We start from the raw sequence: 21,717 nt of genomic DNA, 5'->3' as shown, positions 1-21,717 counted from the left end.
CTTAACTGTTGGCGATACAATAATATTGGATGGCTTCGTTATAGTACGATGCAAGACCTGGTTCGAAGCGGTCATAATAGGCGGTGAATCGCTCATCCGCTACATACATCTGTCCGAGTCCGCTGAACATGTCGAGCGAACAATCGTAAAAGTGTTTGTCGATAAACAGATGATTGTCTCTGACGACTGATTGAACACGGTCATCTTCGATTGCGACTTGTGAACGAAACAAATCGACGAGTGGCGCAATCAAATCGAGTTGCATCTGATTTATACGTTCCCAGTCCGCTTTTGAGCGCTTCGCAGCTCGTTCCTGTGCGGTTTTGTAAGCAGAACTCTCTCCCCAACGCTCGATTACCTCATCTTGATGCTTTGCCTCATGTGCTTGAATCTCTTCATAAGACAATCCTTTGAACAGTGATTTGTCATCCATTGGAATCCCTCCTTTGAGTGAGGTGAGGGTCTTTTCCGCCGTCTCCGCGAGTTGCGCGAAATAGGCGGCTTTTTGTCGTAACGCCTCGACATGTTCGTTCAGTACTTCGACTCGATCAAACGCCGATGCATCGAGTAGTTCTCCGATTTGATCGAGCGGAACGTCGAGTGTTCGATACAGTAAAATCAGCTGTAGACGCTCGGCATCTCGCGACGTATAACGGCGGTAGCCATTGTCGTCACGCATGGGGACGAGTAATCCAATCGAGTCATAATGTCGAAGTGTCCGCGCCGTCGTGCCGGCGAGTGACGCAAGCTGTTGAATCGTATACATCCCTTCACCTCCTTAGCACAAGCGTAAGGGTTGACGTCACGTCAAGGTCAAGCCTGTTTTTCAAATAACGAAAATCCGTTCCGCTCCCCGATGTAACGGAAGCCGAATTGAGGATAGTATCCGTTCAAGAACATGTTGTCTGCCACGCAATCCAATCGAACGGTCGAAGCAGTGTGAGATAGGGCGTACTGCATCAGACGCTCGCCGATGCGTTCTCCTTTTACGTTCGAGTCCGTGACAAGTCGGTGCAAGTAGACGGCACCGTCCGGGTCATCCCATAGATGATGGTCCCAATCGGTCGGTGGGATGAGACTGACGGCACCGACGACATGGTGGTCACGTTCATATACAAATACAGTCCCTTTCGTTAAATCGTGGCGGACATAATCCGAGCGACTCGGCTCTAAATATTTGGCCCATTGGGACTTCCCGGCTGTCTGAAATTCTTTCGCTTTCTTTACAATCAATTGGTCGATGGCTGAAAAATCATCAAGTGTAGCAAATCGAAACATGATGAGGCACCTCGCTTTCATTTCTTTTCAAAATCGTGTAGGGTACACGTTGAGTATGCTGATGAAACATCTTTGTATCATCGAATGTTTTTTGGTAAGATAAATTTATTGCATCGTGCAAACGATTGCGCTAATGATATAAAGTTCACAGCACGAATAAGATAATTATAAATGATGAGCAGTGAGTTTTGGGATAAGGAGTATCTAGATCACATGCAACTTTTACAACGAGAACAACAACAAACACAAACGCTTAAACGCAACTGGTGGAAAGAAGCCGTCGCCTATCAGATTTATCCGCGCAGTTTTTATGACGCGAACGGAGACGGAATCGGAGACATTCAAGGAATCATTGATAAGCTCGACTATTTGAAAGACCTCGGCATTGACGTCATCTGGATTTGCCCGATGTATAAATCGCCAAACGATGACAACGGCTATGACATTAGTGACTATCAGGACATCATGGACGAATTCGGTACGATGGAAGACTTCGACCGCTTATTGGACGAGGTGCATCAGCGCGGTATGAAACTGTTGCTCGACCTCGTCGTCAACCATACTTCGGATGAGCACCCTTGGTTCATTGAATCGAAGAGCTCAAAAGACAATCCGAAGCGCGACTGGTATATCTGGCGTGACGGAAAACCGGACGGATCGAAGCCGAACAACTGGGAATCCATCTTTGGCGGCTCGGCTTGGGAATTCGATGAAGCGACGGAGCAATACTACTTGCACGTCTTCTCGAAAAAACAGCCAGACCTCAACTGGGAAAACGCTGAGATGCGTACAGCCGTATACGACATGATCAACTGGTGGCTCGAAAAAGGAATCGACGGATTCCGTGTTGATGCGATCAGCCACATCCGCAAGAATCCGACGTTCGCCGACTTGCCGAACCCGAACGACCTCGACTTTGTACCGTCATTCGAGATGCACATGAACGTGGACGGGATTCACGATTATTTAGAAGAACTTCGTGACGAGACGTTCAATAAACATGACATCATGACGGTCGGTGAGGCGAACGGCGTATCACCTGACGATGCACACCTTTGGGTCGGTGAAAAAGAAGGGAAGATGAACATGGTCTTCCAATTCGAACACATGGACCTATGGAGTGAGGACGCCGATTCGAAACTCGATGTCGTCCACTTGAAGAACGTGTTGACGAAATGGCAAAAAGGACTTGAGGCTGACGGATGGAACGCCCTTTACGTCGAAAACCATGACCAGACGCGTACGGTCTCGAAATGGGGAGACGACGAGCGTTACTGGAAAGAAAGCGCCAAGTCGATTGCGATGATGTACTTCCTCATGCAAGGAACGCCATTCATCTATCAAGGTCAAGAAATTGGGATGACGAACGTCAAATTCGATTCAATCGACCAATATGACGATATCGCGACACGCAATCGCTACTATATCGGCGTCGAACAAGGGAAGAGTCATGACGAGATGATGCGCATCACGTGGAACTCGTCACGCGACAACACACGCACACCGATGCAATGGAGTGATGCTCCGAATGCCGGCTTCACATTCGCAGAGAAGCCGTGGGTCGGCATCAACCCGAACTATACAGACATCAACGTCGAAGCACAGCTTGAAGATGAGGACTCTATCTTTAACTTCTATAAAGAGATGATTCAACTCCGTAAAGACGATGAGACGTTTGTATACGGGGCGTATGATGTTGTCTTACCAGATCACCCGGAAGTCTATGCGTATACGCGTACACTCGGTGACACGCAGTACTTTGTCGTCACGAACTTGACGGCGAAAGAGACGATGTTCGATATGGACCAGACACTTCGTGCGAAAGATGTCGTCTTGAGCAACATGCCGGTCGAGGGCGATACAGAATCGACGCTTCTTCACTTGAAGCCGTTCGAAGGTCGCGTGTATAAAATCAGCTAATTTTTCAGAACTCCAAGGTCGTGGACGAAAATTCGTCTACGGCCTTTTTTGTTGGAAAAAGGGGATAACGGCGACTCATGCGAACTCCTTATAGGGAGATGAAGAAGGAGGAAACGTAGATGAAACTGTTATTGACGTCAGCAGGTATTAAGAACGAAAGCATCAAACAAGCACTTCTAGAATTATTGGACAAGCCGATTGAAGAGTGTACGGCACTCTGTATCCCGACAGCCATTTATGCGTTGAACGGGGGAACGCAGCACGCATGGAACTTTTTCAAGGGGGATTTCTCGACACCGATGTGTGAATTGGGTTGGAAGTCGGTTGGGGTGCTCGAGCTGAGCGCGCTCCCGACTATCGATGAATCCGTATGGAGACCGGCGTTTGAACGGGCGGACGTGTTACTGGTGAACGGTGGCGATCCGCTGTTTTTATATCATTGGATGAAACAGTCCGGGGTGGCGGCATTACTCCCATCTTGGGAAGGCGTCTATGTCGGATTGAGCGCGGGCAGTATGGTGATGACGCCACGAATCGGGGAAGAGTTTGTCGGATGGCGCGCATCCGACGACCAAAACGATGAGACGTTAGGATTTGTCGACTTCTCGATCTTTCCACACCTTGACCACGAGATGCTTCTGGAGAACACGTCACGAGATGCGGAAGAGTGGGCGGAAGCGTTACAGGCACCCGCCTATGCGATCGACGACGAGACCGCGATTCGTGTGAATGAAGGAAAGGTCGATGTGATTTCGCAAGGAAAGTGGAAGAAATTTATCTGACTGTATAAAACCAATAGGAAGGGGACCTGAGAGATTGAATCGATTTACACATCAACGAAAAACGAATCGAATCGTCGTACGACCGTTAGAGAAACAAGATTATGACGCGTGGTTGAGTGGTTTTACAAATCGTCTTGTTTCGCAACATGAGTATGATCCTGGGAAATTAGACATGAGCGACTGTACGTCCGTTTGGTTTGACCAGCTAGTCGACAATCATCAATCACTTGCGCTTGAAGACGAGGCACATGTCTTCGCCATTTTCCGACTTGACGATGGGGCACACCTTGGTATGGTGGATTTTTCTACTCTTGCGCGAGATGCGTTTCAATGGGGAAGGGTCGGGTATACGATTCATAATCAGCATTGGGACCAGGGGTATGGGACGGAAGCAGTCGACCTGGCGATGCGCATCGCTTTTGACGACTTGAACTTTCAACGAATCGAGGCACATATCAATCTCGATAATGAAGCATCCATTTGTCTCGCGGAGCGTGTCGGCATGTCGTATGAGTGCACGAGAGAAGGGTTTATCTTTGAGAACGAAGATTGGGTAGACCATCTCGTCTACGTGAAAACGAAGCGCCGTCGATAGAACGACTCCTACCACATATGGTACGATGAGTTGACGGAAAGGGGGATGAGCATGGCGATTGAACCACTTCGCGTGCGTGTCCAGCAAACAACACGGATGAGTGACATGCCAGAGGCGATCGAGCTCTCGGCTGACGGTTTATACTATCCATTGAAGACTGGCTTTATTTTAATGTTTGACCAACAACAAGAGGACGGACCGGTCCCGACGACAATCAAGTACACGCCGGAACGATTGGCGCTGATCTGTAAAGGACCGATCGAGATGAATCACTCCTTCATCGAAGGTCGCTTCACGCAAAGCCTATACAAGAATCCATATATGTCGATGACGATGGCGACGACGACATCGCGCCTCGATGTGTCAGAAGAATCATGTACGTTCGTATATGAGTTGTCCATGAATGAAGAAGATGTTGGCATATATGAAGTACATGTCACATGGACATTTGAAGGAGGAGAAGACTGATGAACTTTACAGAACGCGTAAACAAGATTGAAGAGATGTTGAACGAAGACTGGTTCGAGATGCTCGAAACGAACGAAGAAGAGTATGAAGAGTGGCGCGGTCGTCTCGAGGATCATGCCGAGCAAGTCATCACGCACTACGATCAGGAGAACGGTGTCGATGTCAATTCGATCGATAAACTGCTTCAATTGAACGATGAGTTCCCGCTCCTTTACGGAGAGGACACCGTTCGTCTGTATATCGCACTCATCGAGGCACGCCCAGAAGACAAAGCGGTCTACGATCGGTACGTCGATTATTTGGCAGCCATCAGCGATGCATCGCACGAACAGTTTTTACATTTCCATACGCTCGTCGAAGCAGGACGGTTAGAAGAAGCGAGACAACTCGCTCCGCACATGCCGCAACGTCTCGGACTCGAAGAATAAGCATACCGAAAGTGTCATCTGAACAAGGTGGCGCTTTTTTCATGCCTGAAAGGGGACAAACTTTGACGAGAACGTCCATTTTATTTCGAGTGTGCGTTCCCTAAGATGAAGGAACAAGGAAATCCATTTAGAGAGCGCGAATGGAAATGAATAAAGGGGGAAATGTGATGTTAATACTAATCAAGACATCTGTCGAACAAAAAGAACAGATTCTGGCATTTTTAGAGGAATGGTACGAACGGGATGAGCGAATCGTCCCGACCTCAGTGGACCGTGAAACGACAGACTTCGAGGCATACGTCAACACGTTACGTCAGAAAGAGTTACGTGAGAACATAGAGGACGACTGGGTCCCGAGCACAACGTATTGGCTCACGGACGGAGAGGAGCTTCTCGGGGCGGCGAACATTCGTCACGAATTAAACGAATCGCTCTTGAAGATTGGTGGGCATGTCGGATATGGAGTGAAACCGAGTGCGCGCGGACGGGGGCTCGCTACGATTCAATTACAACTTGCGCTTGAGAAAGTGAAAGAGCTAGGCATTGAGCGTGCCTTAATCACGTGTAATCAGACAAACGTCGCTTCCCGTCAAGTCATTTTAAACAATGGGGGCGTCGCGGACACACCGTATACGGAAGAAGATGGGACGATCGTCGAGCGATTTTGGATTGATTTGAGAGGATGAAGACGAGATGGCGAACTGGATCATCATCTATTTGGCGCTGATTAACTTCTTCGGCATCTATTTGTTCCGGGAAGAGACCGTTCCTTCAAAGAAGTGGTTCTCTTTCTCGAGCGGGGTCGCCATCACGTACTTTTTCATGTATCTCTTGCCGTCGCTGAATAAACGCCAGGACACGCTTCGCATCGATTGGTTGAATCTGGCCCTACCTTCAGAGATCTACATCGTCAGTCTCATTGGGTTTACGTTGTTCTACGGTACGATGCGGTTCGTTCGGACGCCTCACTTCCAAGATGAAGCGGTCGATCGGGCCGTTTCGTATTGGCTGCAGGTGACGCTCCTCACAGCATACATGACATTTTCGGCGTATGTGGTGACGGCGGACTCTGTGACGTTTGTTGCGAGAAGCTTCTATGCGACAGCGCTCGGTGTCCACTTTTTAGCGCTCGGGCATGACTTGAACCGGCACTATGGAGAACGTTATATGCGACAAGGACGCTACTTGTTGAGCGGTGGGATTTTGCTCGGTGGGTTCTTTTCACGCTGGATTGACTTGGCCGCACACGTCGAAGCGCTCTGTTTTGCGTTCGTGGCCGGGGCGATGATTCTCAATATCGTGAAGTTTGAACTCCCGTCCGACCGAAATCTGCACTTCCGCACATTCGTATTGGCCGTATGCAGTTATGGGGGATTATTGCTCATCTTGAAACATCTTCTAAACTTCTGACGAGAACTTCACAAAAATGAATGACTGTTCATTCATCATTTGATATACTGAATTCAAGATTGAATCCGTTTTCAAAAGGGGGAGTTTTGGGGATGTCTACATTTTTAATCGTCAACTGGATTCTATTCTTGCTCGTCCTCGGCTATGGTGTGTATTTATTTGCTTCGCTGGTTCATCAGCGTTATACATTCATCAAGCTCGGGAAGAAGGCAGAATGGAGCCAAACGAACAAAGAACGACTCGAACAGGTCATGATCAACGTGTTCGGTCAAAAGAAATTGTTAAAGGATAAAAAGAGTGGCGCCATTCACGTCATGATGTTTTATGGCTTTATCCTCGTCCAATTCGGGGCGATTGATTTTATTTGGAAAGGACTAGCGGTCGGAACACGTTTCCCACACATCCCGCTCGGTCCACTCTATCCGATCTTCACGTTCATGCAAGAAATCGTCATGCTCATGATTCTCGTCGCGGTCGTTTGGGGATTCTACCGTCGTTACGTCGAGAAGCTCGTGCGCTTGAAACGAAACTTCTTAGCAGGTCTCGCCCTCATCTTCATCGGTGGGTTGATGGTTTCCGTCTTGTTCGGGAACGGGTTTTACCTCGTCTATAAAGAAGAGCTTCCGATGTGGGGTGAACCGGTCGCGACACTCATCGGTTCAGCGTTTGCTTGGGTACCAGGTCCGGTCGCTTTCGCCTTGTTCGTCGTCTTTTGGTGGATGCACCTCTTATTCTTACTCAGCTTCATGGTCTACATCCCGCAAGGCAAACACGCGCACTTGATCGCCGGGACGCTCAACGTCTGGCTCGGGCGCACACACAAAGTCGGTCGCTTGGCACCTGTTGATTTTTCAGCGATGGAAGAAGCGGAAGAGTCAGATGAAGAAATCGTCTTCGGGGTCAACAAGATTGAAGACTTTAACCAGAAGCAACTCGTCGACTTATACGCTTGTGTCGAGTGCGGACGTTGTACGAATGTATGTCCGGCAACGGGAACAGGGAAGATGTTGTCGCCGATGGACTTGATCGTCAAACTTCGTGACCATATGAATATGAAAGGTGCGGCGGTCACGAGAAAATCACCGTGGGCACCGGCACTCATGTTCCAAAACACGCAAGGTGCTGAAATCGCAGCAGCGGCGCAAGATGGCCATATGCTCGTCGCAGACGAATTGATCGGCAACGTCATCACGGAAGAAGAAATCTGGGCGTGTACGACATGCCGAAACTGTGAAGATCAATGTCCGGTCATGAACGAGCACGTCGATAAAATCATCGACCTTCGTCGTTACCTCGTCATGATGGAAGGGAAGATGGATCCGGAGGCGCAGCGCACGGTCGCAAACATCGAGCGTCAAGGAAACCCGTGGGGAATGAACCGGAAAGAACGCGAGAACTGGCGCAAGGATACAGAACTCGTCATTCCGACGGCGAAAGAGAAGAAAAAAGCAGGCGAAGAATTCGAATACCTCTTCTGGGTCGGCGCGATGGGCTCTTACGATAGCCGTAGTCAAAAAGTCGCGCAGAGTTTTGCGAGCGTCTTGAACAAGGCGGGCGTTTCATTCGCCATTCTCGGAAACGAAGAGAAGAACTCAGGGGACACACCTCGTCGAATCGGAAACGAGTTACTCTTCCAAGAACTCGCCGAAGCGAACATTAAATTGTTTGAGAAGTATGGGGTGACGAAAATCGTCACGGTCGACCCACACGCCTACAACACATTCAAAAACGAGTATCCAGACTTCGGACTTGATGGTGTGAAAGTGTATCACCATACGGAGTTACTCGCCGAATTGCTCGATACGGGTCGGATTCAGCCGGATCTTCAAGTGAACGAACGTGTCGTCTATCACGACTCATGTTACCTCGGTCGTTACAACGGCATTTATGATGCACCACGATTCGTCCTCGAACGGATCCCGGGTGTCGAACTCGTCGAAGCGACACGTAACCGTGAAAACGGTATGTGTTGTGGAGCCGGTGGTGGTCTCATGTGGCAAGAAGAGAAAGTCGGGACACGTGTCAACGTGGCCCGGACGGAACAATTGCTTGAGACGAAACCGACAGTCATCGGTTCGGCATGTCCGTACTGTTTGACGATGTTGTCTGATGGAACGAAAGCGAAAGAAGTCGATGAGACGGTCGGCACGTTCGACGTCGTCGAATTACTCGATCGCTCACTGAAAGCCATCGAGATACCAGAACCGGTTGTACAATAATGCAGGAAGGCACGGTCCGCGGACCGTGCCTTGTTTGTTTATTGCATTTCAGCGGTGGATAGAAGCGAAGAGGTCAAATGAGACAAACCTTGTGTCGTCTCGTTGATGGATGAAATGGTTTCAACCATCTGTCCGAGGTCTTGTTTGTTCCGTTCAAACGAAAGGACGTATTGCCCCATTTCATCTTGAACGGTCGAGAAACCTGCTTTCACGGCGTTCAGTTGGCGCATGGCTTCATCGTTCGTCCGATGCATATGTCCCATTTGATCGAAAAGTTCGGCGATATTGGCTTCATTTTCGTTAATGAGCGCATTGATTTGACTGCTCAGTTGTTTCGCGTTCTCCGCGAGTGTGCGCACTTCGGTGGCGACGACAGCGAATCCTTTCCCGTGTTCACCCGCTCGAGCCGCTTCGATTGAGGCGTTTAGGGCGAGCAAGTTCGTTTGATTGGCGATTTGTTCGATACTTCGCGTCATGCTGACGATTTCTTGAGAACCATTTTTTAGAGCTGTGATGCGATCGAGCGAAGTGTCGACGTAAGTAGCAGACTGTTTGAATTCGACTTCCATCTGTTCGATTTGTTCGCCGTTCGTATGTGTCAACGTCATCAAGTGGCGACTCATCTTTTCCGTTTGTTCCGTTTCCGCAAGAACTTGGTGTGCGCGATTGCTTGTTTCAGACATCGCTTGCCCTGTTCGGTCCATCGTCGTAGCGACTTCTGCACTGACGCGTGAGACGTCGCTTAACAATGTGGCACGGGCCTCGTTCGCGGACTCGAGTTCATCGAGACGGGCATTGACGTATTGTTCGGTAACGATTTGAGCGTCTAAGTTCATCGCGTGTGATAACGCCAAAAGCGATTCCGTCAAAGTCGCCGGGTCATGTTGATACGTCTCGACGACTTTTGGGACAAGTAGTGTGTTAAAAGCAGAATACGTCGCAAGGAACCAGACGACAGGGACCGCGAAGTGGTGGTGAGTTTGTCCCATTCGTTTTCGCATGGCTAAGAACTTGTCATCGATGTTTCCCGTCAACAAACTGCGGAAATAATCGGCGAATACTTTCTTTAAACGTTCCCTTGTTGATGAAGCGTTTGCGATGCGAACCATTTCGGGTTGGAGCATTAAATGGTCGAGCACGCTTTCAAGTACGTCATCTAGCACGGACTCCACGAGTGGAGCCATATCTTGTAGACGCTTCACTTGAGAGGTCGTGTAACCCATATAATGAGTGCGTCCGCTCAAACTCGAGTCAGACGGTTTGGCGATTGTCTGAATGTCGGGAAAACCTGCTGAAGCAACGAAGTCCGTTAAGGTTGTCTTACGAAAAAATGCCATATTTTTATTCTCCTTTTATCTCATATCTAAATTGACGTTCTCTTCTATATCGACAGAAGTGTGAAGAAACTGAGAAGTGAATGTGTTTCGAAAAAGGTTCACCGATAAATGGATATGGGAAAGGATGATTGAAGAGCAGAATATTCAATCTTGAGTTAGGGGTGCGGACTGTGAAAAATATGGTTGTTTTGTTGACGATTGTCAGTGCGCTCAGTAGCCAAATCCTTCCCCAGATTTTGTTTTTATCCATCATGGCAGTCGAAGAAGGGGTTGGGCGTCTCATTCCATTCCTGATTTTTTATGTGGCGAGTATGTCCGGTCTTTTATTGTGGGTGTATGTCATCGGTCGACGCGGTTCAAAGGATACGTTTTTAATTGCTTCGTCTGTCCTTCTGGTCGGTCTCGTGTGTTTTGTGCTTCCATTTGATCGTGCCATTGAATGGAGCGCATTTTTGGTAGGCGTCGGCTCGATTGGAGTCGGTACCATCATGACGACGATTTTATCGCAATTGAATGAATTGAAGCCTGCTGAGAAAGCTGACTCGAATGAAGAGAGTGGCAGTTCATTACCATTAGTCCTCGCGTTAGTCGGCTGGATCGCTTTGTTCTCTTACGCATTGTCACAGTCGTACAATCTTGCCATCGCCTTATTCTTAGTGAGTCTCATTTTGCCTTGGCTATTCGTACGAAAGTTGCCCCTTCAAAAATCTGCGACATGGCAGTTTGAAACCCGTTCTTTTCTCCGCGCCTTTATCGCGGTCACCGTCTTTACGTTGATTAGTCGTCTCCTTAGTCTCTTGGAAGGAGCGCGAGGCTACATCGAAGTGTTTAGTCTGATGATTATTTTGTTAGCATATGTGGGTTGGTTGTTATTCCAAAAACGAGTTCGTGCCTTCATTGGGGCGAGTCGGACGCGCCAAGTTCAATTATTGTCATTTGTCATCGGATTGTTCGGCGGTTGGACGTTAATTGGTGCTGTGTTTGTCAGCATTGCTCTCTATTCGTTCCAAGTGTTAATGATATATGTGTTCGTTCCGTTTTTAGCCGGCGTGATTGGTTGGATCTTGTTTGGTCATATATTTGATTTTGCGAGACACCCTTATCTCGTTTTACTGATTTCATCCCTTGTGTTTTTCCTTGGTTTTCTTAATCCGCTTGCGTTCATACCGGTATTGTTCGTAAGTGGATATACACAGACGATGTATTCTAATGTGAGTCACACGTATCTATTTGGTGAGTATGGTGAAAATAAAGAGTTCGCATCATTACTTCTCCAATTATGGAAGCGATTCGGGATGGTCGTATCGTATTCGTTCTTGATGGTCGGATTATTAGCGTACGGTTTATACGTTGGACAGACCGTCAATGCGGAATTGTCATTTCAAATTCCGCGAGGATGGATGTTTGGCGTTCTGGGACTGACGTGGTTGTTCAATATCGGGTTGATCAGTGTTTATTGGTTCCGTGTTCGAGCCGAGGTCTCCAATGAATCATAATTTCCTCTAGCTTTTTCATATCGCTTTTGTTTATAATGAGGAGTGATGTTTAACTAGTGACGGAAAAGGAGTGTCCTTTAATGAATAAATCGTTGATTGATTTCGTTTATGAACTTCTCCAAGAAACTGGCGAACAGCCTGTTTCTTTTGATGAGATTCGCGAAAAGATCAAGCAAAACTATACGTTTGCGAGTGAAGAAGAAGAGCTCGAGAAAATCGCACAACTTTACACCGATTTGAACATCGACGGGTTGTTCGTCAACTTGGGAGCAAACCGTTGGGCGCTTCGCGTTTGGTACCCATTCGACAAGTCGGATGAGGATCTCGTCATCGAAGCACGTCAACGTGGTGAACTTGACGAATTCGAAGAAGAGTTCGAAGAAGCAGACGAAGGCATCGTCGATATCGAAGATGACTTGGATGTATTCGCAAAAGTAGAAGATTATGATTCATCTGAATTTGACGATGAGGACGAAGAAGAAAAAGTAGAAGGCCTTGATGACTTCAAGGATGACGACTTGGACGACGACCTCGATCTCGAAGACGAGGATGATTTATAAGAGACCGCAAAAAAGCCGGGCATCGCGCCCGGCTAGGCGTGTCTCTTTTTCTTTTTTAGTCGTTTTCACCGACTTGAAAAAAAGAAAAAATAATATCTTGACGACTGTATCGTCTCTGGCGTAAATTAGTCATGGGCTAGTTTAGCACGTAACGATACAGCAAAAGTGTCCCCCATTCACGGGGGCACTTTTGCTTTTTTTGTTTTTTCGTTTCCCGATGGTTGGTATTCAAGAGAGGAGAAAGAAACATGACAAAGTACATTTTCGTAACAGGCGGGGTAGTATCTTCGCTCGGTAAAGGGATCACGGCAGCTTCACTCGCGCGTCTACTCAAAAATCGAGGACTCAACGTCACGATTCAAAAGTTTGACCCATACATCAACATTGACCCAGGTACGATGAGCCCGTATCAACACGGAGAAGTATTCGTCACAGATGATGGTGCTGAGACTGACCTTGACCTCGGACACTATGAGCGTTTCATCGACATTAACTTGTCGCAAAACGCGAACGTCACATCAGGGCGCATTTATTCGACTGTCTTGAAGAAAGAGCGTCGTGGAGACTATAACGGTGGAACGGTTCAGGTCATTCCACATATCACAAATGAAATCAAAGACCGTGTCTTCCGTGCAGGACGTGAAACGAACGCTGATGTCGTCATTACAGAGATTGGTGGAACAGTCGGAGATATCGAATCTCTTCCGTTCATCGAAGCCATTCGCCAAGTAAAAAATGACATCGGGAAAGAGAACGTCATGTACGTTCACTGTACACTCGTTCCTTACCTTCGTGCGGCAGGTGAAATGAAGACGAAACCGACACAACACAGCGTCAAAGAGCTTCGCAGCTACGGGATTCAACCAGACATCATCGTTCTCCGTACAGAACACGATATCCCGGAAGACATGCGTGAGAAAATCGCACTCTTCTGTGATACGCGTAAAGAGGCGGTCATCGAAGCACAAGACGCATCGACGCTTTACGAAGTACCACTCAACCTTCAAAAACAAGGAATGGACCAACTCGTCAACGACTACTTCGGTTTCAACACACCGGCTGCTGACATGACGGCTTGGAAAGAGCTCGTTCACACGGTCACACACCTTGAGAAGAAAGTAAAAATCGCACTCGTCGGGAAATACGTCGAGTTGCGTGATGCTTATATCTCAGTCGCAGAGGCACTCAAGCATGCAGGTTATGCGTTCAACGCGGACATCGACATCGACTGGGTCAACGCAGAAGACGTGACAGCTGAAAATGTCTCAGACATCCTCGGCGATGCAGACGGTATCCTCGTTCCTGGTGGATTCGGAGAACGTGGGATCGAAGGGAAAATCGAAGCGACACGTTTCGCTCGTGAAAACAACGTCCCATTCTTCGGGATCTGTCTCGGGATGCAACTCGCGACGGTTGAGTTTGCCCGTAACGTCTTGAAGTTGGACGGTGCCCATACGGCTGAAATCGATCCATCGACACCGTATCCAATCATCGACCTTCTTCCAGAGCAAAAGGACATCGAAGACCTTGGCGGTACACTCCGTCTCGGACTCTACCCATGTAAACTCGAAAAAGGGACGAACGCACACGCCGCATACGATCAAGAGCTCGTATACGAGCGTCATCGTCACCGTTATGAGTTCAACAACGAGTACCGTGAAGCGTTTGAAGCAGAAGGCTTCAAGTTCTCAGGTACGAGCCCAGACGGTCGTCTCGTAGAAATCATTGAAATTCCAGAACACAAGTGGTTCGTGGCATCACAGTTCCACCCAGAATTGATTTCGCGTCCAGAGCGTCCACAACGTCTATTCCATGACTTCATCCAAGCGTCACTTGGAGAATAAGTGATTGAAAGCCACGGTCCATTGCGGATCGTGGTTTTTTCTACATCAAAAGCATGAGAGGGAAGGTGCCCTTGGCAGGATACATCCCCTTCACTTTCTGGGTACACTAGAAGTAGAACGGGGAGAGGGTGATGGCTCATGAAAGAACGACATTCGATTTATCTTGGATACGGGTTGGGGCTTGTGGCGCTCAGTCTGTTGCCGTTCGTCGTCTTGCCATCCCTCCTTTTGCCGTACCAACTCGGGTGGACGGGCATTGTCTTACTCGCACTCTCGGTCGGACTACTACGGGCGATTCGGGACGGCTCGAACGTCATCCTGAAGCAGATGTGGAAAATTACGTTTTCTCTCTTCTTAATTTTCGTTCTCGTCTATTACGTCTCGTTCGGACTTGTTCTCTATGACACATACGGATTAGATCGTCTATTAGAACAATATGAACGACAGGCGGTCTGGGTGTTCGCGGCATTCAGCTTTTTACAGCCGATTGCCTTGCCGGTCCCGGAAGCGGTCAGTGTGCCGATTGGAAGTGTAGCGCTCGGACCGTTTCGTGCCGCTTTAGTCGGGAGTATTTCGACTACACTTGGTATCTTTGTCATGTATGGGTTGGCCAGGTTCGGTCGTGAACGGATCATCCGTTGGGTCGATGAGGAGAAGTTGAAGACGTACGACCGATATGTCGAGAAGTATGGTCTTGGAATTTTGCTCGTCTTATTCATCATTCCGATTTTGCCGGACGAGGTCATCTGTCTTGCGGCCGGATTCAGTCGCGTGCCGTTCCCACGTTTCGCGGGCATCGCGTTCGGTGCAAAACTCGTCACTTCGTTCGGACTTGCCTATTCTGTCTCCATCGGACAATTGTTTATGACCGATTCGAGTCCAATTGCAATCGCTTCCGTCATGGCGAGTTTGATTGTCTTGATTCTTGCGTTCATCTGGCGCAAGCGAAAAAAAGGAGATTCGAATGGGACGCAAGAATAAGGTAATGACGATCTATAGAGAGGAAGACAAGATGCGACAAGACAATGAAGTGGTCATTCGACCGATTGAAGAACAAGACTTATCACGACTATGGGAATTGATTTATCGGGATGCGACACCGGAGTGGAAACAATGGGACGCCCCTTACTTTGAACACAAGACGATGTCCTACGAAGAGTTTCAGCAAATCGAGCAGTCGCTCATCCAAAAAGATGACATGTGGGTCATTGAAGTGGATGGAACCGTATATGGGACCGTTTCTTACTATTTCGAAGATACCGGACGAGAGTGGCTCGAGATGGGCATCATCTTGCATCAGTCCGACCGCTGGAATCGTGGTGTCGGGACGCGTGCCCTTCGTCTATGGACAGAACATTTATTTGAGACGTTACCAGTCGTCCGTGTCGGCTTGACGACATGGTCAGGAAATGAACGGATGATGCGGGTCGCTGAAAAAGTAGGTATGCAACTTGAAGGTCGAATCCGTCAAGTGCGTGTCGTTAACGAGAAGCGCTATGATTCGATTCGGATGGGTATGTTACGGGAAGAATGGATTACGCAAAAGCACCGCGGATAAAAAGTCCGCGGTGCTTTGTGTTATTTCACTTCTTGATCTTTAATCGGGAACCAACCGGCACGAGTCGTGATGGCATTCCAAAGTGGAGCGGGGACGGCGAGTTCGGCTTGTTTGTTCAAGTCGAGTTCTGTCTCGATCTCGTCTTCGCGGTCCGATTTCACTTTTTCAAGCCACTCCGGGTCGATGATGAGTTCACGACCGAGTGCGGCAAGGTCGACGACCTCGAGTGCGTCTTCGACTTGCGCCGGACACTGAAGCTGCCCGACTCCGATGAGTGGGATGGCACCATTGATTCGTTTTGCGATGCGATCAATCGAACGTTCCGTGACGTTCTCGTCACGCATAGAAGCTGTATTGAAGTTCCAGAGAGAAGCGTGAATATAATCAACGCCTTCTTCTAAAATCATATCGAGCAACACATCCGTGTCGTCGAGCGTGATGCCTGGCTCTTCGATTTCTTCTGGTGAGAAGCGATAACCGACCAAGAAGTCTTCTGCATCTACAGCTGCTTCTTTGACACGACGAATGACTTCGCGCGGGAACGTCAAACGTCCATGGACATCACCGCCGAAGCGATCTTCACGGCGATTTGAGTGCGGTGAGAAGAATTGTTGAATCAAGTAGGTGTTCGCCCCATGAATCTCGACTCCGTCAAATCCGGCTTCGATGGCGCGACGCGTCGCTTCGCCGAACGCCTCGATGATGGCTTCGACTTCTTCGGTCTCGAGGGCACGTGGTGTAGCGGCGCCTTCGCGAACAGGTGCGACGGCACTTGCACTGACGGGTTGTTCGTTCGGGACGAGTTCAGGTGGTGACATCCGTCCTGCGTGGAAAATTTGAAGGATGGCTTTTGCGCCTTCCGCTTTTAAACTTTCTGCCAATTGACGGAGACCCGGGATGAATTTGTCGTCATTGACCCCGAATGCGTTCGGGAACCCTTTCCCGTCTTCTGTCACGTACGCGCAAGCCGTGATGGCGAGCCCGACGTTTTGCGCCCGCTTCCGATAGTAGGCGAGCTCATGCTCGGATACTTCGCCCGTTGGCTCTGATGAGTAATGTGTCATCGGTGCCAACACGAGGCGGTTCGGTAATTCGACGCCATTTTTGAACTGAAAAGGTTGTAACATACGTTTCATCTGAAATCCTCCTTCAACATGATACCTTGAAGTCTAAGCTTCTCGACTCAAAAATGCGAGTCGGATGCTTGTGAAACAACACATTACAGGTTGCTCAAGCGTAAGAGATGATTGAACTCAAAAGAATAGGGTATAATACAGGAGAAAAGTTGATATTCGGTTCGAGACAATAGAGAGACCACAACAGAAGGGGGAAGCCTTGTTTTTGTTGTGGTCTCTTTTTCTATTCATTGAACCGTACTTACTATAGGAGGGAATAAGATGGAAATCAGAAATTTCTCAGCGAAAGAACGAGCGAAACGATATGAGCAACTGACAAGTGAACGTCATGACGTTCTTGTTGTCGGTGGAGGGATTACCGGAGCGGGGATTGCGCTCGATGCGTCGTCGCGTGGGATGAAGACAGCTGTCCTCGAGATGCAAGACTTTGCGGCAGGGACATCAAGTCGTTCGACGAAGCTTGTTCACGGGGGACTCCGCTATTTGAAACAATTCGAAGTGGCGCTCGTCGCAGAAGTCGGGAAAGAGCGGGCCATCGTATATGAGAACGGTCCACACGTCACGACACCGGAACAAATGCTTTTACCGATGCACAAGGGAGGCACGTTCGGTCCCTTCTCAACATCGATTGGACTCATGGTGTACGACTTCCTCGCAGGTGTTAAACGTGCAGAACGTCGCATGATGCTCAAACCAGATGAGGTCATCAAAAAGGCACCGCTCGTGAAAAAAGATGATTTGGTCGGAGGCGGTTATTACGTCGAGTACCGCACAGATGATGCACGATTGACGATTGAAGTGGCGAAAGAAGCAGCGAATCATGGTGCGCTTCTCATGAACTACGCCAAAGTGACAGGGTTGATTTACGAAAACGGCAAAGTGGCCGGTGTACACGTTGAAGACCAGATTGACGGGTCAACGTATGACGTCTATGCGAAGAAAATCATCAATGCGACAGGTCCATGGGTCGACGAGTTGCGAGAAGAAGATAACTCGAAAAAAGGGAAGCAGCTTCGCCTGACGAAAGGGATTCACTTGGTCATCGACCAGTCAAAATTCCCGCTCAAACAAGCGATTTACTTTGATACACCAGACGGTCGCATGGTCTTTGCGATTCCACGCGGAAACAAAGCATACGTCGGAACGACGGATACGTTCTTCGATAAAAACAAAGCGCATCCACGCATGACGACGGAAGACCGCGATTATATTTTAGAAGCCATTCACTATATGTTTCCAGACGTCAATGTCACAGCGGATGATGTGGAGTCGAGTTGGGCAGGTATTCGTCCGTTGATTTACGAAGAAGGAAAAGACCCTTCTGAAATTTCACGTAAGGACGAAATTTGGCAGTCAGACAGCGGCTTGATCACGATTGCCGGCGGTAAATTGACAGGGTATCGCAAGATGTCAGAAACGGTCGTCGACCTCGTCGCGAAACTGTTGAAAGAAGAAGACGGTGTCGTCTATTTGGCCAGCCGGACGAAGCATATGCCGATGTCAGGTGGTCATGTCGGCGGTTCGAAAGGCTTCAAAGACTTCCTTGAGAAGAAAACAAAAGAACTTCAAAATCATGGCTTGGACGAAAACCATGCGGAAGAACTTGTTCGTCTATACGGATCAAATATCGATCGTGTCATCGAACGGATGGACGCGAACGCATATGACCTTCCTGAAATCGTCTATGCGCAATTAGTTTACGGAATCGAAGAAGAATCAGTCGTTCGTGCCATCGACTTCTTGATTCGCCGGACAGGCGCAATGTTCTTCGATATCGACTTCGTCCGTCAATATAAAGACGGTGTCCTTCGTTGCATGGCCGATGTCTTCAAATGGTCAGATGAGCGTTTGAAAGAGGAGCGTGAAGAGGTCGAGAAGGAGATTGAAATCGCAGTCGTTCCAGTGACTGTCGAATCATAACATCCAACGCGTCACACGAGAGGTTCATTCTGAACAGGATGAACCTCTTTTTGTGGAATGGTTTCATGACTTCGGAATAACGGTATATCTCATAAGTAGTCACTCTCACGTTGAAGGAGAACTGTTTATGATACGAAAGCTCATCGCCGTCTTATTAATCGGCGTTCTATTCATAGTAGGCTGGCGCTATGTCAATCTGGATCGTCTGTTAGCCGATGTGTATTATGTCAAGGTCCCGAGCGCGGAAGTGGCGACACAGACATCGAACGGATATCGGTACGACCTCATCGGCTACGATGAAGACGGGAAGAAGCGACCGCTCGCCATTGCGACTCCCTCATTATTTGCAGAAGGGGACTTTTTGAAAGTGTATGTCAAAGAGGAAGCTCCTGAAGTGACCGATTATGAACGTGTGAACGCGCTAGAGGTACCTGCACAGTTGAAAGAAGAACAACAAGAAGATACCGAGTCATCGTTCCCTTGATTTCAAAAGATAGGCATCGCGAAAAAGAGGCGAGTTTGGTAAGGTTAAATTGTTTGATTATGGAAAATGATGAATGAAAGAAGGGACATGCATGTCACGGATGTTGATTGCAGATGACCAGGACGGAATTCGTACGATGCTCGCACAAGTGTTCACGAACATGGGTGTTGACGTGGACACGGCACAAGACGGCATCATGGCCTGGGAATTTTTAGAGCGAGAGCAATACGATTTAGTACTTCTCGATATGAACATGCCCCGTATGTTCGGTCATGAAGTGTTGCGTCGGATGAGAGAACAAGAACTAGAGACACCTGTCATGATCATGACGGCATTCGGAGAAGAAACGGTGATTGACGAGGTGCGTCGTCTCGGAATCACTGCACAATTTGAAAAGCCGTTTGATATATACGGAATGATTGAAAAAGTGAAGGAAGTCTTGAAAATTTGACGTTTCGTCACCAAGATGACATATGTAAACGCTTGCGCTAAGCCATTTCTATGCCCGAATAGCATAGGCACATGTTTTACGGTGTGTTATAATGGGAACGAATTGCACGGGGGAACTTTTCCCAAACGTGTATAATAGCGAACAGACAGGAGGATGTCATTATGCCATTAGTATCAATGACAGAAATGCTTAACAAAGCATTCGAAGGCAAGTATGCAGTCGGCCAATTCAACATCAACAACCTCGAGTGGACGCAAGCGATTCTTCGCGCTGCGGAAGACGAGAAATCACCAGTAATCCTCGGTGTATCAGAAGGTGCAGCGAAGTACATGGGTGGCTTCACAACAGTTGTCAAAATGGTTGAAGGTCTCATGCACGACTACAACATCACTGTTCCAGTTGCAATCCACCTTGACCACGGTTCTTCATTCGACAAGTGTAAAGCAGCGATCGACGCTGGATTCACATCAGTCATGATCGACGGTTCACACCACCCGATCGACGAAAACGTTGAAATGACGAAACAAGTTGTCGAGTACGCGCACGCTAAAGGCGCTTCTGTTGAGGCAGAAGTCGGTACAGTTGGCGGCGAAGAAGACGGCGTCATCGGTGGCGTACAATACGCTGACCTCGAAGAGTGTGTACGTGTTGTCAAAGAAGCGAAAGTGGATGCACTTGCTGCAGCACTCGGTTCTGTACACGGACCATACCAAGGTGAGCCGAAGCTTGGCTTCAAAGAGATGGAAGAAATCGCGAAAGCGACACAAACTCCACTCGTTCTTCACGGCGGATCAGGTATTCCTGAGCACCAAGTTAAAAAAGCAATCGAGCTCGGACACAGCAAAATCAACGTTAACACTGAGTGCCAACAAGAGTGGACTCGTGCGGTACGTGAGAAGCTTGACGCTGACTCGAAAGTATATGACCCACGTAAAGTTATCGGACCTGGGATCGAAGCGATCTACAACGTCGTAACTGGCAAAATGCGTGAGTTTGGTTCTAGCAACCAAGCATAATCCTGTTTGATTAAGTCGGTTCTCTATGAGAACCGACTTTTTGTATGTTCGACTGACATCAGGCTCTGAATCTGACAAAGGGTGTAGTAATTCACCTGTTCTTTCCTCATAATAGAGATTGTAAGCGATCACAAATTGAGGAGGAGACACATATGCGTTTTTTCATTGACACAGCAAATGTGCAAGACATCAAACAAGCCCATCAGATGGGCGTCATCGGAGGCGTGACGACGAATCCGTCGCTCGTCGCTAAAGAAGGTGTCGACTTCCATACAAGACTTCGTGAAATTTGTGAGATCGTCGGGGATCTCTCAGTCAGCGCGGAAGTTATTGCACTGGATGCAAAGGGTATGGTGGAAGAAGGAAAGGAACTTGCTGCCATTGCGCCGAATATTACGGTAAAGGTTCCGATGACACCAGCGGGGATGGAAGCGGTGAAGCAGTTGAAAGAGCTCGGGATCAAAACGAACGTGACACTCATCTTTAACGCGAACCAAGCGTTACTCGCGGCACGTGCCGGTGCTTCATATATTTCTCCATTCATCGGACGTTTGGATGACATCGGTCAAGATGGACTCGACCTCGTCGAGACGATTGCCAACATCTTTGCGATTCATGGCATCGAGACAGAAATCATCGCGGCCTCTGTACGTCACCCGGTTCATGTGACGAAAGCCGCACTCCTCGGGGCTGACATTGCGACAGTCCCTTACAAAGTCATCGAACAGATGATGAAACATCCGCTCACAGACAAAGGCATTGAGCAGTTTTTAGCGGATTGGAACAACGCTCAATCCAAATAAGTCCGTCGTAGA

22 protein-coding genes are annotated in these 21,717 nt (G+C 48.4%); 18 read left to right on the top strand and 4 right to left on the bottom strand.

All coding sequences use genetic code 11. From position 1 onward, the window contains the following. Window position 1: 1 nt before the first annotated feature. Window positions 2-766, bottom strand: coding sequence for a MerR family transcriptional regulator (locus KNO86_RS07290; protein WP_214694614.1), 765 nt, complete (start codon window positions 764-766; stop codon window positions 2-4). A gap of 47 nt (window positions 767-813) precedes the next feature. Then, a complete protein-coding gene (locus KNO86_RS07285) occupies window positions 814-1,278 on the bottom strand; it encodes a GNAT family N-acetyltransferase (protein WP_214694612.1) in 465 nt (154 codons plus the stop codon). 213 nt (window positions 1,279-1,491) lie between these two features. Here KNO86_RS07285 and KNO86_RS07280 point away from each other — a divergent pair, with 213 nt between their 5' ends. The 8 genes from KNO86_RS07280 (at window position 1,492) to KNO86_RS07245 (ending at window position 9,100) form a co-directional block, all read left to right on the top strand. Further along, a complete protein-coding gene (locus tag KNO86_RS07280; protein ID WP_214694610.1) occupies window positions 1,492-3,198 on the top strand; it encodes a glycoside hydrolase family 13 protein in 1,707 nt (568 codons plus the stop codon). A gap of 119 nt (window positions 3,199-3,317) precedes the next feature. Further along, window positions 3,318-3,980: a Type 1 glutamine amidotransferase-like domain-containing protein gene (locus KNO86_RS07275; RefSeq protein WP_214694608.1), complete on the top strand. Its 663-nt coding sequence runs from the start codon at window positions 3,318-3,320 to the stop codon at window positions 3,978-3,980. Between the two features lie 34 nt (window positions 3,981-4,014). Then, window positions 4,015-4,575 (top strand): GNAT family N-acetyltransferase, encoded by a 561-nt coding sequence (locus KNO86_RS07270; RefSeq protein ID WP_214694607.1) that lies wholly within the window; start codon window positions 4,015-4,017, stop codon window positions 4,573-4,575. A gap of 51 nt (window positions 4,576-4,626) precedes the next feature. Then, entirely contained in the window at window positions 4,627-5,043 is a 417-nt protein-coding gene (locus KNO86_RS07265) for a YwiB family protein (RefSeq protein WP_214694605.1), read from the top strand. Continuing rightward, window positions 5,043-5,471, top strand: coding sequence for a hypothetical protein (locus tag KNO86_RS07260; protein ID WP_074035800.1), 429 nt, complete (start codon window positions 5,043-5,045; stop codon window positions 5,469-5,471). Before KNO86_RS07265 ends, KNO86_RS07260 begins: the two co-directional genes overlap by 1 nt. A 167-nt stretch (window positions 5,472-5,638) precedes the next feature. Beyond that, entirely contained in the window at window positions 5,639-6,157 is a 519-nt protein-coding gene (locus tag KNO86_RS07255; protein WP_214694603.1) for a GNAT family N-acetyltransferase, read from the top strand. A gap of 7 nt (window positions 6,158-6,164) precedes the next feature. Further along, window positions 6,165-6,881: a hypothetical protein gene (locus KNO86_RS07250; RefSeq protein ID WP_214694601.1), complete on the top strand. Its 717-nt coding sequence runs from the start codon at window positions 6,165-6,167 to the stop codon at window positions 6,879-6,881. 92 nt (window positions 6,882-6,973) lie between these two features. Beyond that, on the top strand, window positions 6,974-9,100 hold the full coding sequence (locus KNO86_RS07245; protein WP_074035807.1) for a (Fe-S)-binding protein: 2,127 nt from the start codon (window positions 6,974-6,976) through the stop codon (window positions 9,098-9,100). Between the two features lie 38 nt (window positions 9,101-9,138). On the opposite strand, the gene KNO86_RS07240 is transcribed toward KNO86_RS07245, so the two are convergent. Then, the gene (locus KNO86_RS07240; RefSeq protein ID WP_214694594.1) at window positions 9,139-10,437 is read right to left on the bottom strand and encodes a globin-coupled sensor protein; all 1,299 of its coding nucleotides are present in this window, start codon (window positions 10,435-10,437) and stop codon (window positions 9,139-9,141) included. Window positions 10,438-10,616: 179 nt separating this feature from the next. Here KNO86_RS07240 and KNO86_RS07235 point away from each other — a divergent pair, with 179 nt between their 5' ends. The 5 genes from KNO86_RS07235 (at window position 10,617) to KNO86_RS07215 (ending at window position 15,895) form a co-directional block, all read left to right on the top strand. Further along, window positions 10,617-11,933, top strand: coding sequence for a hypothetical protein (locus KNO86_RS07235; protein WP_251126965.1), 1,317 nt, complete (start codon window positions 10,617-10,619; stop codon window positions 11,931-11,933). 80 nt (window positions 11,934-12,013) lie between these two features. Further along, window positions 12,014-12,493, top strand: a complete 480-nt coding sequence (gene rpoE / locus KNO86_RS07230) for a DNA-directed RNA polymerase subunit delta (protein ID WP_012727404.1) — start codon at window positions 12,014-12,016, stop codon at window positions 12,491-12,493. A 248-nt stretch (window positions 12,494-12,741) separates the two neighbouring features. Then, window positions 12,742-14,337 (top strand): CTP synthase, encoded by a 1,596-nt coding sequence (locus KNO86_RS07225; RefSeq protein WP_214694590.1) that lies wholly within the window; start codon window positions 12,742-12,744, stop codon window positions 14,335-14,337. Between the two features lie 138 nt (window positions 14,338-14,475). Continuing rightward, window positions 14,476-15,318, top strand: a complete 843-nt coding sequence (locus KNO86_RS07220) for a TVP38/TMEM64 family protein (RefSeq protein ID WP_214694588.1) — start codon at window positions 14,476-14,478, stop codon at window positions 15,316-15,318. 31 nt (window positions 15,319-15,349) lie between these two features. Beyond that, complete coding sequence (locus KNO86_RS07215) at window positions 15,350-15,895, top strand: GNAT family N-acetyltransferase (protein WP_214695123.1); 546 nt, start codon at window positions 15,350-15,352, stop codon at window positions 15,893-15,895. A gap of 20 nt (window positions 15,896-15,915) precedes the next feature. Here KNO86_RS07215 and KNO86_RS07210 read toward each other — a convergent pair whose 3' ends face one another. Continuing rightward, on the bottom strand, window positions 15,916-17,031 hold the full coding sequence (locus KNO86_RS07210) for an NADH-dependent flavin oxidoreductase (protein WP_214694586.1): 1,116 nt from the start codon (window positions 17,029-17,031) through the stop codon (window positions 15,916-15,918). Window positions 17,032-17,292: 261 nt separating this feature from the next. Here KNO86_RS07210 and KNO86_RS07205 point away from each other — a divergent pair, with 261 nt between their 5' ends. The 5 genes from KNO86_RS07205 (at window position 17,293) to fsa (ending at window position 21,705) form a co-directional block, all read left to right on the top strand. Then, window positions 17,293-18,951 (top strand): glycerol-3-phosphate dehydrogenase/oxidase, encoded by a 1,659-nt coding sequence (locus KNO86_RS07205; RefSeq protein WP_214694584.1) that lies wholly within the window; start codon window positions 17,293-17,295, stop codon window positions 18,949-18,951. Between the two features lie 127 nt (window positions 18,952-19,078). Beyond that, entirely contained in the window at window positions 19,079-19,435 is a 357-nt protein-coding gene (locus tag KNO86_RS07200; RefSeq protein WP_214694582.1) for a DUF1093 domain-containing protein, read from the top strand. Between the two features lie 91 nt (window positions 19,436-19,526). Continuing rightward, on the top strand, window positions 19,527-19,886 hold the full coding sequence (locus KNO86_RS07195; RefSeq protein ID WP_214694580.1) for a response regulator: 360 nt from the start codon (window positions 19,527-19,529) through the stop codon (window positions 19,884-19,886). 161 nt (window positions 19,887-20,047) lie between these two features. Further along, window positions 20,048-20,902 carry a class II fructose-1,6-bisphosphate aldolase gene (gene fba, locus KNO86_RS07190; RefSeq protein ID WP_214694578.1) on the top strand — a complete coding sequence of 285 codons (855 nt, stop codon included), beginning with the start codon at window positions 20,048-20,050 and terminating at the stop codon, window positions 20,900-20,902. 152 nt (window positions 20,903-21,054) lie between these two features. Beyond that, complete coding sequence (gene fsa / locus KNO86_RS07185; protein WP_214694576.1) at window positions 21,055-21,705, top strand: fructose-6-phosphate aldolase; 651 nt, start codon at window positions 21,055-21,057, stop codon at window positions 21,703-21,705. Window positions 21,706-21,717 lie beyond the last annotated feature (12 nt).

Origin of the sequence: Exiguobacterium sp. s160, assembly GCF_018617575.1 — a bacterium.
In the GTDB taxonomy this organism is placed as follows: Bacteria; Bacillota; Bacilli; order Exiguobacteriales; family Exiguobacteriaceae; genus Exiguobacterium; species Exiguobacterium aestuarii_A.
The sequence above is the reverse complement of the archived record's forward strand: the minus strand, read 5'-3'. Positions and strand labels throughout refer to the sequence as shown.